A 14333-nucleotide genomic window follows, 5' to 3' on the forward strand; every position below is an offset into this window, starting at 1 on the left:
AAAGCGCTTAAATTTATTAGCCAAATTACAGTACTGCAAAAATAATGAATATTATAATAGGCAAATTCATACATAGGCTTGCTACATGAATCAACAATTTTAGGTACTCATAAGCATTGGATGTTTGGTAAACTAGAGAGGGATTTTTACATGAAGTGGGACACATATGCAAACTAAGATCTAAACACTGGATGATGGGGGAGAACGTATGGTGACAAACATACAAAATCAAAAACAAGTATATATAATCCACGGATACACAGCTTCGCCAACAGATCATTGGTTTCCTTGGTTACAAGACAAATTACAGGAAGACGGGGTTTCGGTAAATATACTAGATATGCCCAACTCGCAAGCGCCCAAACTCAACGAGTGGATTGAGCATCTACTACAAAATATTAAAGTTCTACATAAAGACACCTATTTTATTGGACATAGCTTGGGATGTGTATCCATATTAAGGTACCTGCAGCAAGTAAATATCCCGGAACCACTGGGTGGTGGAATTTTCGTTTCCGGTTTTGCTGACCCAGTGCCAAGCCTACCATCATTAGATGAGTTTACAAATGACCATTTGGATGATCAGCAAATCATGAATTCGCTAAAGGAGCGTGTAGTTATAGCTTCAAAGGACGACGCAATTGTCCCCTTTGCACTTAGTAAGAAACTAGCGGAAGATATGCAGGCTGATTTCCACGAAGTAGATCATGGGGGGCACTTTTTACAGAGTGACGGTTTTACTACCTTACCGATGGTATATCAAGTGTTAATGGAAATGATGAATGAAAATAAGTAGCGTTAAAAACCCGCAAGATAGACCTGGCAAAAAAGGGTCCAACTTGCGGGTTTTACATTTTTTAATGGATGAACTATGGAAAATAAAGCGTATGTTTAGTCAAGATATCAATATAATGCCCATTTTTCCGTACACAGCTCTATAAATGAATGGGCAACCTGTTCACATTCGTCATACCCCAAACTACCAGAATGAGCAAAAAGAATGGGATATTCGTTGTTTCTTTTTTCCTCTCTCATATCAAACATATAGTGGTTTCCGCTACCATCCATCGCAAACGACACGGCACCCGGCATATATTCTGGCAGCTCGTAGGCAAGGTTCATTTCTCTCAAATCTTCAGTATTGAAAAACTGGAAATAACGTTCTCCATTCTGAAATTCACCGCCATTAGAATATTTCAGCAATTCTATGTAACTATCAGGAAATTGTCCTTGGGGCAAATGCCAGCTAACAGGATCTAGCGGTTTATATTGATCATAAAATGGAGACGATTTCGGAAAAGGGTTCACTTGTCTTTGTTGGATTTCGTGAATTTCCTGCTTCGATAGCTTGATGTTCCATGTGCTCAAAAAATTCGCGATTTGTTCACCAGTTGCTTCCGGACATTTTATAAATTGATGTTCAAAGTGAATACTCCACATAATAACCACCCTCCTACCTTGACGTCTCTAAAAGTTGTTGTTGCTACCTTTTTAAAACTTTTCCATCTTTTCCAACCCATTCAGCCACACTTTCATGAGGTTGAAGGTTCTCACGTTTATAGTAAAAAACGGTCTTGAGCTCGTAATCTAAGCTTTCCGCAGCAATGAAAAATCGGGTACCAAACGTTTGATCCTCCATACAAATCACAGGCCCCTCAAGAAATCCGTAAGAGACAGTTTTTAACATTTCCAGTTCCTTGTCATTAGCCAGTCTAAAGCATTCAATTGAAAATACACCGCCCGGACAGGAAAGAAACGAGACCTCGTAAAATGTAATCTCTATGTTGTGATAATAGCTAAAGTCAAAGCTCCCTGCTAGTACCAGCTTAGGGCGACTTGTATAATCATAAATGTAATAATGGTCAATGTTATTTTGAGAAAGTATTTCATTCAGCTGCATCAGTTTGGATTGAATGGAATGATTCATGATCCTATGTCCCCCCTTCCCACTCGCGGCTATTCCCGATCCGTCACCGCCTGCCACGCTTCTGTTATTGCTGTAGGTGATTTGTGGCTGGTCTCTCCGCCACCTTCCTGAGCCCATAGCGGCGGATAATAAGCAAATACCTCTCCTGGCTGAAGTTGCTCCATATCCGACTGCCAACCATTCCAACGGAATGTCTGGTAGAACAAGCCCAAATCTCCCTCAGCCAACCAGCTCAAGAAACCGGAATAGGCCAGCTCAGTGGATTCCCACTCCAATGCATCCGGTGCAAAATAGTAGATATGGCCGCTACGTCCAAACTTCCCTGTATCCAATCCAAAGAAGCCACCTGCTGCATCATAGGCCACAATCAGCATTCCCCCAAGTGCAGGAACGCTCGCTGGCTCTTGCAGCCCGTTCCACGAAGCCAAACTACCGTAAATTTCAGGCCCACCTGCACCCAGTAAGGTGATCCATCCGTGGTCAAATATGATCCCTCCTGTTTCATAGGCAACCGTTCCCAAGTACGATTTTGTGCTCACTTGCAAACGGTAGAGCGAATCTCCCCTAACAGACTCCGATTCTGCCGGTACAATGCGATATGGATTATTCCCTTCTTGCAGAATGTTTCTGACCTCTTCCCATGCATGGTTGTCCTGATCCATTAGCTCATCAACCGTTAACGTATGCATATCCATTCCCCTTCCTATATTCCAATATCCATCTTTCAACCTGTGAACTGATTTTCGAAAACTTGCGTTTGCTCTAAAATCACCCACTGATTCAGCTCGTCGTAGCCTTGGACAATCGCCGTGATCTCATGCCTCGGATACATCCACTCGGATGGGGCCTTTTCCGCATATGAATGGGTGTCTGCCAATCCGACTGCATTGTGCTGGAAAATATGAATTAGTGTTCCGTGTGGAAAAAAGGCTTCAATATATCCAGTTACCTTAGTCCCAACCGGCAGTGCGGTTTTGACTTGATGCCATTCCTTGTTGGAGGTGTGAAGATTGCTGGACCAGATTTCTTCAAACTCTTTTTTTGTAATTTTCGTATAATATGGCTCTGTATCATCAATCGCTTTCTCTGCTAACAAGAAATGATATTTCTCGTGCTTACGATTAGAAGCAATAAAAGTACCGTCATCTTGGATCACAATTTGCCGATAGGCTACGCCGTCTGAGTCTATTTCAAAATACCAGGTTCCCATGCCTGGTTCTGGACAATCTTTAAGATATTTCATTCGTACCTCCTAAAAGGATGTATAACCGTGTCATTTCATCTTTCTTTTTCCGCTATAGATTCTTGTCAAATATGCGAGATATTCCGAACGCGTCAGTCCTCCTGTTTGGCGATTGAACTCATCGTACGAAATGTCTTCCGGGAATCCGAATTCGGCCAGTGCTTTTCGGCGCTCTTCCCGATACAACGGGTTATCCAGCGTGTGGTGCCACTCCCGCTCTTCCCAAGGACCAAAACAGTCTGCAATGACACCTGAATATACACCGTTATTTAACAATTCGCGCGAAGACTTGAACACTGTCTTCCCTTCCGGTTTGGAAATTGTGCCCGTTCCCCAGGAGAGTCTATATATTCTTTCTTTACTGCTATCTATGCTACTGCCATAACCAATCGGAAACACAATATCCTCTTCCGCCAACGCTTTATGCCCTATCCGCTCGTAGGACCCTCGCATAAAGGAATCATCCATGACAATCCAGGTTGTATCAGATAACGGGGCGGCCGTGATGGATTCCAAAGTTATTGAACGGTCACGACTTGTACACAAATACGGACGTACGAATAAAGGCATCGTCATGACACTGTTCCATATGCTCTCCTTTGCAAACAACTGATCCTTTTGCATTTGGCGCAAATCTCCGACGACCAGTACATAGCCATCTGTAAAAAGGTCTATTTCCACGCGGAAGATGTCTCCCGGAATGGTTTTATAACGCAGGTTTTTCATATGCTTCAATCGTTCCAGCTTACGATCATAGTCGTTAGGCACAAGCGACGGGTAACGTTGAAGCCAATCGATGATCTCTTCTTTACTATGTAAATGCTCACATCCAGTGATGGGCAATCTTACGCCAGTTTTGCTATTCACAGCAGTAACATAACTAATAGGACGATCTCTTCGGATGCCTGCTGAAAAGGACACACCTTCTGCTGTGATGCTCGAAACACTTGTATAATTCAGTTTTTTCTCTTTGCCACGAGCCGTTTTAGGCAGAACAAATGCCCGATCACGAGTAAAAATCTCTACATCAGCTTCTCCATAAGCATCCTCTTTGGAAGAAATTCGCTTACGAATAACATCTCCATCCATACAAATAAAATATCCTTCTTTAATTTCTACTACGTCCCAATGTTCTTCCAGCGCCTCCAGCCCAAAATAGGGTCGTAACGCGTTCGTTAACCAACTATTCATCTGCTCCTCCTGTTCCATGTTCCGAGTTTAATTCAATAGACTTCATTTCTGTTATTCCAGAAATTATAACATAATACGGCATGTAGCTCGTTTATTCATACATTGTTCCAGCTTGGGCCAGTTCCTCCTGAATCCAGCTACTGCTGGTAGACAGTCGGAGCAAGTCGGCTGTGATCTGTTTGACCTGTTCTTGCAATACGTGTGGCTGATCTGTTCCTTCCAGAAAGCGACTCACAAAATGAAGAAATACGTCTACCTTTCTAAGCAGCATTAACACAGGCAAAGCGTCGATCTCGGGTTGGCTTAAACGGATCTGACGGCTGAAGCCCCGGCAAAAATCACGAACAGCTGTTGTCTCCTCCGATTGTCCCAAAAATCCTGATAAGATGATCGCTGGTTCCATTACCCGAACGTCTAGCGTGCAAAATTCAAAATCAAGTAGGGCAGCGACCTGACTATGATCAGAATCCTTTACCAACAAATTGGAAGCGTTCAAATCTCCATGTACAAGCTGATGCGGCAAGTCTTCCAATGCATGAAGTGAATCTATAATCTCTTCATATACTTTTCCTATCAAACGCAGCTCCTCATGTAAATCTTTTAGAGGCTCCGGCGGGTTTAAACAAAAGCCTTGGATTACTTCCCGGTTACATAATGGATAGGATTGCTGCAAAGCATAATACGGCCGATAGACTGGAGTCATATCAAGATTAAGTGTTGCAAGTGCAGCAGATAATTCGCCAGCTGTCTCGCCAAAAGAATAGGCAAAGCTAGGATCCTGCTCCGATGGGGATGTGCCTTCTATGTATTCGAACAGACACACATATTTGCCACTATCCTTCTCAACCTGTGCAAGTGTCTCTCCCGTAATCGTTCGGATTGGCATTGGAACCCTGAATGATAGAGAATGCCTGCTCAATTCCTGCAAAACCGCATGCTCAAATTCGATTTTGTTCCGATCCCTGTGTGTATCGTAGATGCGCAGTACCCCACTTCGCCCACCGCTCTTAACAAAATACGTCGTATTATTCCAACCTCCGGTTCGTCTCTGTAGTATCCCGTCCCACTCCGGCCAGTGCCGTCTTAATACCGCTTCCAAAATGTATCCTCCCTATTAAACATCCGCTTATAAATTTGCAGTTATTATAACAAATATAGACGCCCATTAGAATTGGACGTCCTTGTGTATCCTTCATTTCCTCATTTGTTTGTTTCGGATATTCTGCGGGGTGGCACCATACGCTGTTTTAAATTTTTTATAGAAAAAACTCATGCTGTTATATCCGACCTGCTTAAAGATCATTTCGAATGGCAGGTTGGTATTCACTACCAAAGAATAGGCCGCATTAAGTTTAATGTTGGCAATAAGCTGCGTGTAAGTAAGACCGGTTACTTTTTTCAACTTATTACTTAAATACGTACTATTGTAATTAAAATGAGTAGATAATTGCTGGAGGCTTAAATGCTGATAATGCTCTTCCATGTAATTCAGAATAGAAGTAATATTACTTTCCTGCTGGTTTAAGTGAATATTATGCTCGCTTTCCAATACACGGACCAATTCCCCAAATACAATGGGCAAATAAGCCTTGACCAGCTCCATTGAATCCTCTTGCCTGGAAAAATATTCGATCAAGATTCTACGCAATATATATTGAAGGTTTTCATTATGCTGTGACTCAAAAATAATAAAGTGATTATGATGCTGATGCTGGAGGACTGAATTGGCAAGAAACTCGCCGATCAAACTTTTTTTCTTAGATAGCCGCTGTAGAAATAGGGATGAAATCGTTTCTCTTTGCAGGAGGATATTAATCAGTATATCGTTTTCTCCCAAAGGTGCGATGCTGTGCGGCACATCCTTATCGAGGACACACACTTGGCCTTCACAAAGCTGAATCTCTTTGCCTGCTATAATTTGGTTGCATTTACCTGAGTAAACATAGTTTAATTCAATAAATTCATGCATGTGCTCCAGCATCGGAGCAAACCTGTTGTGCTTGCTAATATAAATATCATGTTCTCCGAAGAAAAATAAAGCAGGCATTCGATACATATTCTGATTTATATCAAAAAATCGCTCATTTTCCGATTCTTTGGAGAGATCATTAATCACTTGATTGTTTTGCTGTTGTAAAAGCTCAATTTCAGTTTTACTTCTCAGCAACTGATCCAGCTCATGAAGGTTCATAAACACAGACTCCTCCTTCAGACTCCCATTAACTGTGAACTGCCGTCTGTGTTTTGCTTCCCTTTCCTCTAATAGCGATTCCCAGACAGAGGAGCGCAGCAATCATAAATACAATCGCAGAGACGAGAAAGGAAAATGAGGCAGTTTCATTCCCAGACTACACCCCAACTAACTTGATAACATAAGGCGAAGCAAACGCTCCCAAATTGGAGCCTACCATTGCAATCGAAATAGATATCGTCTCACTGCCTTTAGGTACGATTTTAGTTAGTATCGTAAAAATATAAGGAATAAACAGCGCAAAGCTAAAGCCAATGATCAGCATGGCAACCGTAACCATGGTCACATTCTGAGCAAACCACAGCAGGACAAAACCTGTCGCTGTTAATAAACTGGAGATAAAAGGTGCGTAATTTCTGAACCATTTATATATTCTACCGAACAAGAAGCCTGCAATCATAGTTGATAAGGAGAACAGCGTCAAAGCGGTCCCTAAAAACCCTGCGTTAGGCATACTCTTTTCAGCAATCATAATACCTGTTTTGGTATACACAATCATGATAAAGGTCATAAACAGGAAAAGTGCAGCCCCTAATCCAAGTACAGGTAGGGACATTCCCTCGCTCTTGTGGCCCGTTCCTGTCGTGCTCGCTGTAGGCTCCTCACGCTCTGGTTCAGGAATGACAAAAAAGAACAACAGTGCGATAGGAATAGTGATCGCATAGCACAAAAAAGCAAACGGCCAGTCGATTAGGGCAAGCTGTCCTGCCACAAAGGTAGCCAAGCTGCTTCCGAGCCCTTGTACAGCGCTTTGAAAGCCTACCAATTGAGCACGTTCGTCCCCTTCAAAAAAATCACTAATTAAACTGACAGCCAGCGAATTGAACATCCCCAGACCTGCACCTAGCACCAAACGCAACGCGAGAATCCATGTAATGTTCGTAGTGAGCATAGGAAGTATTCCGCCGATGACCACGAGCAAAAGTCCTAGCAGGACTGTATTTCTTTTACCCAAGCGGGAAGAGATCGGGCCACTCAACAGCACAAACAGCATCATCGAGAAAGATGGGATTGTAACTATGCTTTCAATCAGTGAACTGGAGACTCCCGGTAATTGGTTCAGCATCATCGGGATGATAGCTGAAATAGCACTCGCTGATGTCAGGACTAAGGAAATGGACAACAATGCTGTTTTAAACCATATTTTGTTTTTAATATTCATCAAGCTTCTCACCTCTAGTCTATGTTATTTAGCCTCTGGTTGTATTTGTACTGGAACGTATACTGTCCAGATCCGACGGTAAACGTCAATTCATGATCTCCACTCAGTTGGAAAATCGCCTGTTCTCCGGGAGAACCTAATTTCCCGGCCAGCTCTTGTGGCACATTACCAGGCGGATACTGAATCGACGGGTATTGCGTAGTAATGGTCTGTTGTAATGCATCTGGCTCTAGAACGCCTGGAAGCGTAATCTCAGCTGTCGTATTATGTGGTACGTGAACCGTCATCCGCATTTCTTCATTCACGATTTCCCAATGGACAGCAAGCTCACCATAAGGTGTCTCCAGCTTGCCATGGGCCGAAGTAAGATTAACAGGCGGTTTGGGTGCTAACCGCGACTTTTTGTAGCCCGCTTCAAGTACATTGATTCCGGCAATATTTTGGTACATAAAGTCTCCAACTGAACCGTACGAATAGTGATTGAACGAGTTCATATCGGTGCTCCAGAACGAGCCGTCCACTTTGATACTGTCCCAATGCTCCCACATGGTCGTTGCTCCCCGTTCAACCTGATAGAGCCAAGAAGGATAATCTTTCTGAAATAAAATTTTATAAGCTATATCTGTATAGCCATTGTCGGATAAAACCAGGCATAGATAAGGTGTGCCTACAAAGCCAGTATCCAGATGCATATCATTTTTTTCTATCAGCCGTACGAGCTCCTGAACCACTTGCTTTTTATATTTTTCTGGTACCAATCCGAAGTGCAAAGCCACAACCTGTGCAGTCTGGGTATTCGAAGTCAGTTTGCCAGCGTCATCAAAATAACGGTTCGCAAAAGCGCTTCTAATCCCCTCATGCAAGCTTTGATAGGTGTTGTAATCGGTATACCGATTCAGCAGTTTGGCCGTCTGCGCCAAGATATGAGTCGAATACGCAAAGTATGCAGTCGCTACCAGCGTTCCATCGGTCGCTCCAAAATAGCTTCCTTCCTCGCTATCCAGCGCCAGCCAGTCTCCCAGCTGCAAACCAGTATCCCACAGATGTTCCTCGGTCCCCTGGGCACGAATATAATCGACCCATGCTTTCATACTGTCATACTGCTGAGCTAGAATTTGCTTATCCCCATAACATTGATAGATCGTCCACGGACATATAACCGCTGCATCTCCCCATGCGGCTGTCGTTTGGTCCATATTGTCTGCAAAGGTTCCTTTGAGGACATCCGGCACGACAAAAGGCACAGCCCCATTCTCCAGCTGGTTGTAAGCCAAATCTTTCAGCCACTTTCGAAAGAAGGAAGCACTATTCATATTGAAGCTGGCCGTTCTGGCAAAAATCTGTGCATCGCCGGTCCAGCCTAATCGCTCATCACGCTGCGGGCAATCGGTCGGCACATCCAGGAAGTTCCCCTTTTGTCCCCATACAATATTGTGCTGGAGTTGGTTCAGCTTTGGATCGGATGTCTCGAACAAGCCAATTGTTGCCATGTCTGAATGCAAAACAACGCCTGTAAAATCTTCAATGGCTACGTCAGCCGGAAAGCCCTCAAGCTTCACATACTGGAAGCCTTGAAAAGTGAAATGCGGCCTAAATATCTCCGTCCCCTTGCCGCTGCAAATGTACGTAATCTGCTGCGCTGCATCACGAATATTATCTCGGTAAAAATTCCCTTGCTGATCCAGCACTTCACCATGAACCAGATTCAGAACCGTACCTTCGGGGGCTTCCACTTTAAATTCCAGCCAGCCTACCATATTTTGACCCAAGTTAAGTACTAGTTCGCCTTTAGGAGTCCGAATCAGTTCAACAGGCTTTAATCGGTTCATTACACGGACAGGCTCGTTCTCCTGAGCAACCAGATGACTTAACGGAAACGGGACGACCTGCATCATTTTCCGTTCGTTCAAGAAGCGATGTTCGGCTGCCTGCTGCTCCAGTCGAGCATCATAGATTTCGCCGTTATAAATATCTGACATCAAAATGGCACAGCTCGTTTCCTCCCAGGAAGAATCAGAGCAAATGAGTCCTGAACGGCCATCTTCATAGCTAATCTTCATTTGAAATAGCAAAGCATTCGTGTTCCCGTAGGTATCCTTGCGCTTTTGCCAGCCTAGATAGCCGCTGTACCAGCCTTCTCCCACCGTTGCTGTGATGCGGTTATGTTGTTCTCGAACGGTAGAAGTCACATCATAGGCTTGCACCTGAACACGATCGTTATAATCTGTCCATCCCGGGGTAAAGTAGGCATCGCCTACTCTTTGTCCATTGAGCTCCAGCTCATACAGACCAAGGCTTGTGGCATAAATGACTGCTTTTTTCACTTTTCCCTCAACCAAAAAACACTTGGAAGCGGCAAAAGGGGCTCTTGTCTGAAACTTTTCATGAATGCTTCGATCCTTCACTGTAATCCATTGTGCCTTCCAGTCCTGCTCATGGAGCAGCCCCATTTCCCAAAAGCCAATCTCACTCCATTCCGATTCCTCCGGTTCGGTGTCACCCGCTCCCTGAGCCCATACTTTTACCCGGTAATAATATCTTTGTCCTGATTCGAGTGGAGGACCTTCATAGGGAAACAGAATGGATTGTTCCGAATACGAAAAATGATTCCAGAGCAGCGGTTCAAAAACAGGATTTATGGATACTTGCAATTGGAAGCGTTTTTGGAAAACATATATGTTGTCAGATTCAATTTGCCAGCTCAATCGAGGCTTTAGACAACCCAGTCCAATCGGATTGTTTACATGTTCACATCTAAGCGCTTTCACTTTTAGCATCTTATGTCCTCCCTGAGATCTTCTTTTGTGTTTCTATACTCAAATTAAAACGCTTCCATTAGTTGTGCGCAATGTTGTATCCCTGCATGTTGTATGCTTGATTTACAGGTGTTGAATGTCCATCCCTCATATCGAATCTTAAAATGGGTTTATTAGAAAAATATGTACGCACGACAGCGCAGTACTCAAAAGGTAAACTCTTGTTTTTTGTACATATGGATTGTAGTATTAAGCCGATCCGTGAAAGGAGAATTACAGTAATGGAAACGAACTACAAAAAGCTGCTGGATCAGATGATGGCACCCTATGATGAAATGCTGCAGAGTCTAATAAGTGATCACGCCGATTTTTCGAAGGTTGACTATTTGGAGCAACACAGTGAGGAATATGGAAAAAGTGATGCCAATTATACGAATCGCTTGAAGGTGCTTTTGGCTATGTATAATCATGAGGATCGATATGCCCCGCATTATGAACCGATTGTGAGAAGACTGCTCGTTAATGAGATTATAGACAGGGAAACGAACAGTTTTCAGGGGATTGGCGATGCTCTATACTACGCCGTTTTTTTACTGCAAAAATATGAGCGTGAGCAGGACCAAGTTTTGTTCCAGCAGGCCAAGAAGGCCAATTTTGATACATATGCCGGGTTTGACCCTGCGTTGATTTTGGAAACATATTTATTCAGCAAAGATACAGCTGATCTTGAAGATTGCATCAATATCGCAAGTGAACTCGGGGAAGATGTATATCTATCATTATTTATCGATCTGTGGATCAGAGAGCAGACGGATTGGAACAAAGGAAATTTACAGGCACTCGTTTATCATGAGAGATGGCGCAACCATGTAGAAGGTGAAATTGAAGCTCTCAAAAAGCTGGTCGAAATGGAGAAAATAGAAGAAAATTCTAGTAACTACTGTTCTACTGCATCCAGCTTGGCAGAAAAGCTCATTGAAACAGGACGATGGGATGAAGCTTGGGAAACGATGGCAACCATCATTCCGCTTATTACGAAGGAAAAAGAATGGTTCCTGTACGGACTTGGCCGCAATATAATTACAACCTGTATCCACATCATCATGCATTTTGGAGCAAAAAGCCGACAGGCTACTTCGTTATGGCAAACGATAAAAGGGGTTCTTCAACCTGCCGCTAACAATATGGGGACCATTCAATATCAGCTTGCTGTATCTGTCAGCAAATTTATGAGTGATACCAAATTGGAGCAAAAGTTACTCAGGATTCGGAAGCAACGTCAATAATCCAGTTGCCATAAGGAGCCTGTCGCATGCAATGTAAAGAACGAGGCATTTGACCCAGCAGCTCGCTTTCCAGTTGCTCCTCGAAGCGAGGAGCAGCGAAAATACGGATTGCAGTGCATTGCCTTCCTCTACAGATTTCCGGTCACGATAATACCATCTGCTTGCTTCAAATGCGCTCTGACCCATGCTGTAAAGGAATCGATAAATATGCGTAATTCTGGCTCCTTGGCAGGCCAAGCATCCAATTCTGTTAATATTTCATGCCATACCGACGCCTGAATCGGATTATCCCAGCAGGCATCAAAAGCCTCATACGTTTCCCCCGTGTCAGAATCGACAAGTGGATATTTGGACTTTAACACAGACAGCACGATATCAAAGTCATCTGCGTAGATGAAGATCATCTCCTCCAGCTTTGGCTCATCTGTATCTCCATAGCGCAGCGGTTCAAAAGTATATCCAATATTGGCTCTTGGACCACTATAGCGATAGATTAGTGTCTGAATCTCTGTTTTTCCTTTCTTAGTCACTCTCTCTTACTCCTCTCTTCGGCTACAACTCGAACCAATCCGCAGCGCATTTCTCTTCTTCCAGTGCCCTACACATTCCTTCCCTCAACCTCATCGCATCTCCGCCGCCGATATGAAATAGACAATAGATATAAGGTTCATCATCTTCTAACCCTTCAATATTTCTTGCCTCTTCCACTGAAATCTGAAGCGCTTCAGGCCAATCAGAATTATTCTGAAGCAGAACAAAACCATCCTCATCCCTACAGCAAGCAGGGTCATGAAATGTTCCCTGTAGCATGCTCGCTTTCTAAGCCCTCAAGCTCTTCCTTCAATTGGTACATGGCTTGTACAGCCTCGGAACTGGGTGCGTACAAACTATATCTTTTGTTTAGTGCCACCCATTTTTGCTGGATTTCCATAAGCCCCCCACTTCCTTCTGATTTTCCTGAAATTTCTTATAACTTATTATAATAGATATAGGCTTCCGGTGAGTATACCCTGGAAGCCTATGGATTCATCTAACCAATCTTTTATTTATTTTGCCTTATGAGGAACAGGCTCACTATTCCCGTTTCTTTTTCTCACTCCCAACATAATAACAGCCATAACAGCTACCAAAACTGCTATAAGCATAAAGGGAATATATTTGTCCACTCGATACAAGGTGGTCGTCAAAATAGGAGCAATGATCGCGGAAATTCCCTGTACCGCAGCTACCAGCCCCGCTGCTCCCCCTTGCTGCTCTTGACTGACCGAAAGCGAAGCACCTGCCATAAAACCGGGCATCAGTAAGCCTGTGCCTATGCCAAACATAAAGAATGCTGCATAGTAAACGACCAAGCTGGCTGAAATCAGAAATAATGCCATTCCAGCAATCAGAAATAGAGAACCGAGCAAAATCATCGGCTTAGGCTGCCATTTAAGCCATTTCATCTGGATGATCTGCACAATCAGCATCGCTGCCCCGGAGAACATAAGTCCAAAGGACACGACTCTTGCTGTTTCTTCGGATGTAAGACCTAACTGATCTTGAAAATAAAAACCACCTATAACCTGAATAGTCACAATACTTATCATCGTAACCAAGCCTGCAAACAAATACATTCTTAGACCTGGCTGGAGGGGGTTAATTCGAGCGGGTTTTTGCTGAATAACGGGATGGGCCGCCGGAATCGCCAGCAGAGACACCACGAATGCAACAGCGGCAATGACAATTCCAAAATATAAGGGCCATAACAGCCCTATTAAAGTAAAGGCACCTGCAATCGCGGGGCCAAATACCAGCCCAAGCCCATTCGCCGCACTAATAATAGCCATACCACTTCCACGCTCTTCTCCTTCCGTTACATCTCCCATATAAGCTTGGGACGATGACAACACCGCCGGGATAAAGCCGCCAATTAAGCCGCGTGTAACAATCAGCAGGACTAACAGTAGCCCCCCACTGAGCCAACCATTTAATCCTGCAAAAAGAGTAAGTGTAAACAACAGGCAGCTTACACACATCCCTATGAAACCAAGCAGAATCACCGGCTTGCGTCCCTTTGCATCACTCAGATTTCCCCATACTGGAGCCATTAAGGCCATCGTTATAGAGCCAAGCAATATTATTAATCCGGAATGGCTTTCTTTTAAGCCTAACTCACGAATAAGAGGCGGCATAATCGGAGCAATAAGCATGAGCCCTAGCATAGCCACAAATACACTGAAAAAGATGCTCCCTTTTATTCTATTCATCCTCGTACACTCCTCTGTTATAGAATCTCTCTATGCAGAAGTATACGGGGCATACCAAAAAGCTACTGCCTATAGACGGATAAATTTGCGGTTAAACGGATTTAATTTTGCGTATAAAACAGCAGCCAGTCTTCAGACAGTAAAAAATGGCCTGCATTCTATGGCCCAATGGGCGTCGTTAATTATAGAGTCGCTCTTTCGTTGTGAAATGAACTACATCGGTCTCTTCATCGCTGACTGGATGGAAGGGCTTCATTTCCTGGCATGT

General features: G+C 43.7%; 15 protein-coding genes. 2 read left to right on the forward strand and 13 right to left on the reverse strand.

Features of this window, described 5'->3' with window-relative positions:
- Positions 1 to 208: 208 nt before the first annotated feature.
- Positions 209 to 796, forward strand: coding sequence for an alpha/beta hydrolase (locus OIU26_RS04540; protein ID WP_264216064.1), 588 nt, complete (start codon positions 209 to 211; stop codon positions 794 to 796).
- 107 nt (positions 797 to 903) lie between these two features.
- On the opposite strand, the gene OIU26_RS04545 is transcribed toward OIU26_RS04540, so the two are convergent.
- The 9 genes from OIU26_RS04545 to OIU26_RS04585 all read right to left on the reverse strand — a co-directional run bounded on the left by OIU26_RS04545 (position 904) and on the right by OIU26_RS04585 (position 10551).
- Complete coding sequence (locus OIU26_RS04545; RefSeq protein WP_264216065.1) at positions 904 to 1440, reverse strand: SMI1/KNR4 family protein; 537 nt, start codon at positions 1438 to 1440, stop codon at positions 904 to 906.
- 43 nt (positions 1441 to 1483) lie between these two features.
- Complete coding sequence (locus OIU26_RS04550; protein WP_264216066.1) at positions 1484 to 1927, reverse strand: hypothetical protein; 444 nt, start codon at positions 1925 to 1927, stop codon at positions 1484 to 1486.
- 29 nt (positions 1928 to 1956) lie between these two features.
- Entirely contained in the window at positions 1957 to 2616 is a 660-nt protein-coding gene (locus tag OIU26_RS04555) for a DUF2625 domain-containing protein (RefSeq protein WP_264216067.1), read from the reverse strand.
- 35 nt (positions 2617 to 2651) lie between these two features.
- On the reverse strand, positions 2652 to 3170 hold the full coding sequence (locus tag OIU26_RS04560) for a hypothetical protein (RefSeq protein WP_264216068.1): 519 nt from the start codon (positions 3168 to 3170) through the stop codon (positions 2652 to 2654).
- Between the two features lie 30 nt (positions 3171 to 3200).
- Positions 3201 to 4361 carry an immunity 26/phosphotriesterase HocA family protein gene (locus OIU26_RS04565; RefSeq protein WP_137078976.1) on the reverse strand — a complete coding sequence of 387 codons (1161 nt, stop codon included), beginning with the start codon at positions 4359 to 4361 and terminating at the stop codon, positions 3201 to 3203.
- Between the two features lie 91 nt (positions 4362 to 4452).
- Complete coding sequence (locus OIU26_RS04570) at positions 4453 to 5460, reverse strand: phosphotransferase (protein WP_264216069.1); 1008 nt, start codon at positions 5458 to 5460, stop codon at positions 4453 to 4455.
- 93 nt (positions 5461 to 5553) lie between these two features.
- Entirely contained in the window at positions 5554 to 6552 is a 999-nt protein-coding gene (locus OIU26_RS04575; protein WP_264216070.1) for a helix-turn-helix domain-containing protein, read from the reverse strand.
- 157 nt (positions 6553 to 6709) lie between these two features.
- Positions 6710 to 7774 (reverse strand): MFS transporter, encoded by a 1065-nt coding sequence (locus tag OIU26_RS04580; protein ID WP_264216071.1) that lies wholly within the window; start codon positions 7772 to 7774, stop codon positions 6710 to 6712.
- 14 nt (positions 7775 to 7788) lie between these two features.
- A complete protein-coding gene (locus OIU26_RS04585; RefSeq protein WP_264216072.1) occupies positions 7789 to 10551 on the reverse strand; it encodes an alpha-L-rhamnosidase in 2763 nt (920 codons plus the stop codon).
- 260 nt (positions 10552 to 10811) lie between these two features.
- Between OIU26_RS04585 and OIU26_RS04590 the strand changes: the two genes are divergently transcribed.
- Complete coding sequence (locus OIU26_RS04590) at positions 10812 to 11816, forward strand: hypothetical protein (RefSeq protein WP_264216073.1); 1005 nt, start codon at positions 10812 to 10814, stop codon at positions 11814 to 11816.
- Between the two features lie 128 nt (positions 11817 to 11944).
- On the opposite strand, the gene OIU26_RS04595 is transcribed toward OIU26_RS04590, so the two are convergent.
- The 4 genes from OIU26_RS04595 to OIU26_RS04610 form a co-directional block, all read right to left on the reverse strand.
- Positions 11945 to 12346: a hypothetical protein gene (locus tag OIU26_RS04595; protein ID WP_264216074.1), complete on the reverse strand. Its 402-nt coding sequence runs from the start codon at positions 12344 to 12346 to the stop codon at positions 11945 to 11947.
- 22 nt (positions 12347 to 12368) lie between these two features.
- Positions 12369 to 12626: a hypothetical protein gene (locus OIU26_RS04600; RefSeq protein ID WP_264216075.1), complete on the reverse strand. Its 258-nt coding sequence runs from the start codon at positions 12624 to 12626 to the stop codon at positions 12369 to 12371.
- Entirely contained in the window at positions 12604 to 12747 is a 144-nt protein-coding gene (locus OIU26_RS04605) for a hypothetical protein (RefSeq protein ID WP_264216076.1), read from the reverse strand. The genes OIU26_RS04600 and OIU26_RS04605 overlap by 23 nt, the downstream gene beginning before the upstream one ends.
- Before the next feature lie 115 nt (positions 12748 to 12862).
- On the reverse strand, positions 12863 to 14065 hold the full coding sequence (locus tag OIU26_RS04610) for an MFS transporter (protein WP_264216077.1): 1203 nt from the start codon (positions 14063 to 14065) through the stop codon (positions 12863 to 12865).
- Positions 14066 to 14333 lie beyond the last annotated feature (268 nt).

The sequence above is a fragment of the Paenibacillus sp. BT-177 genome, assembly GCF_025846815.2.
Classification (GTDB): Bacteria; Bacillota; Bacilli; order Paenibacillales; family Paenibacillaceae; genus Paenibacillus; species Paenibacillus polymyxa_C.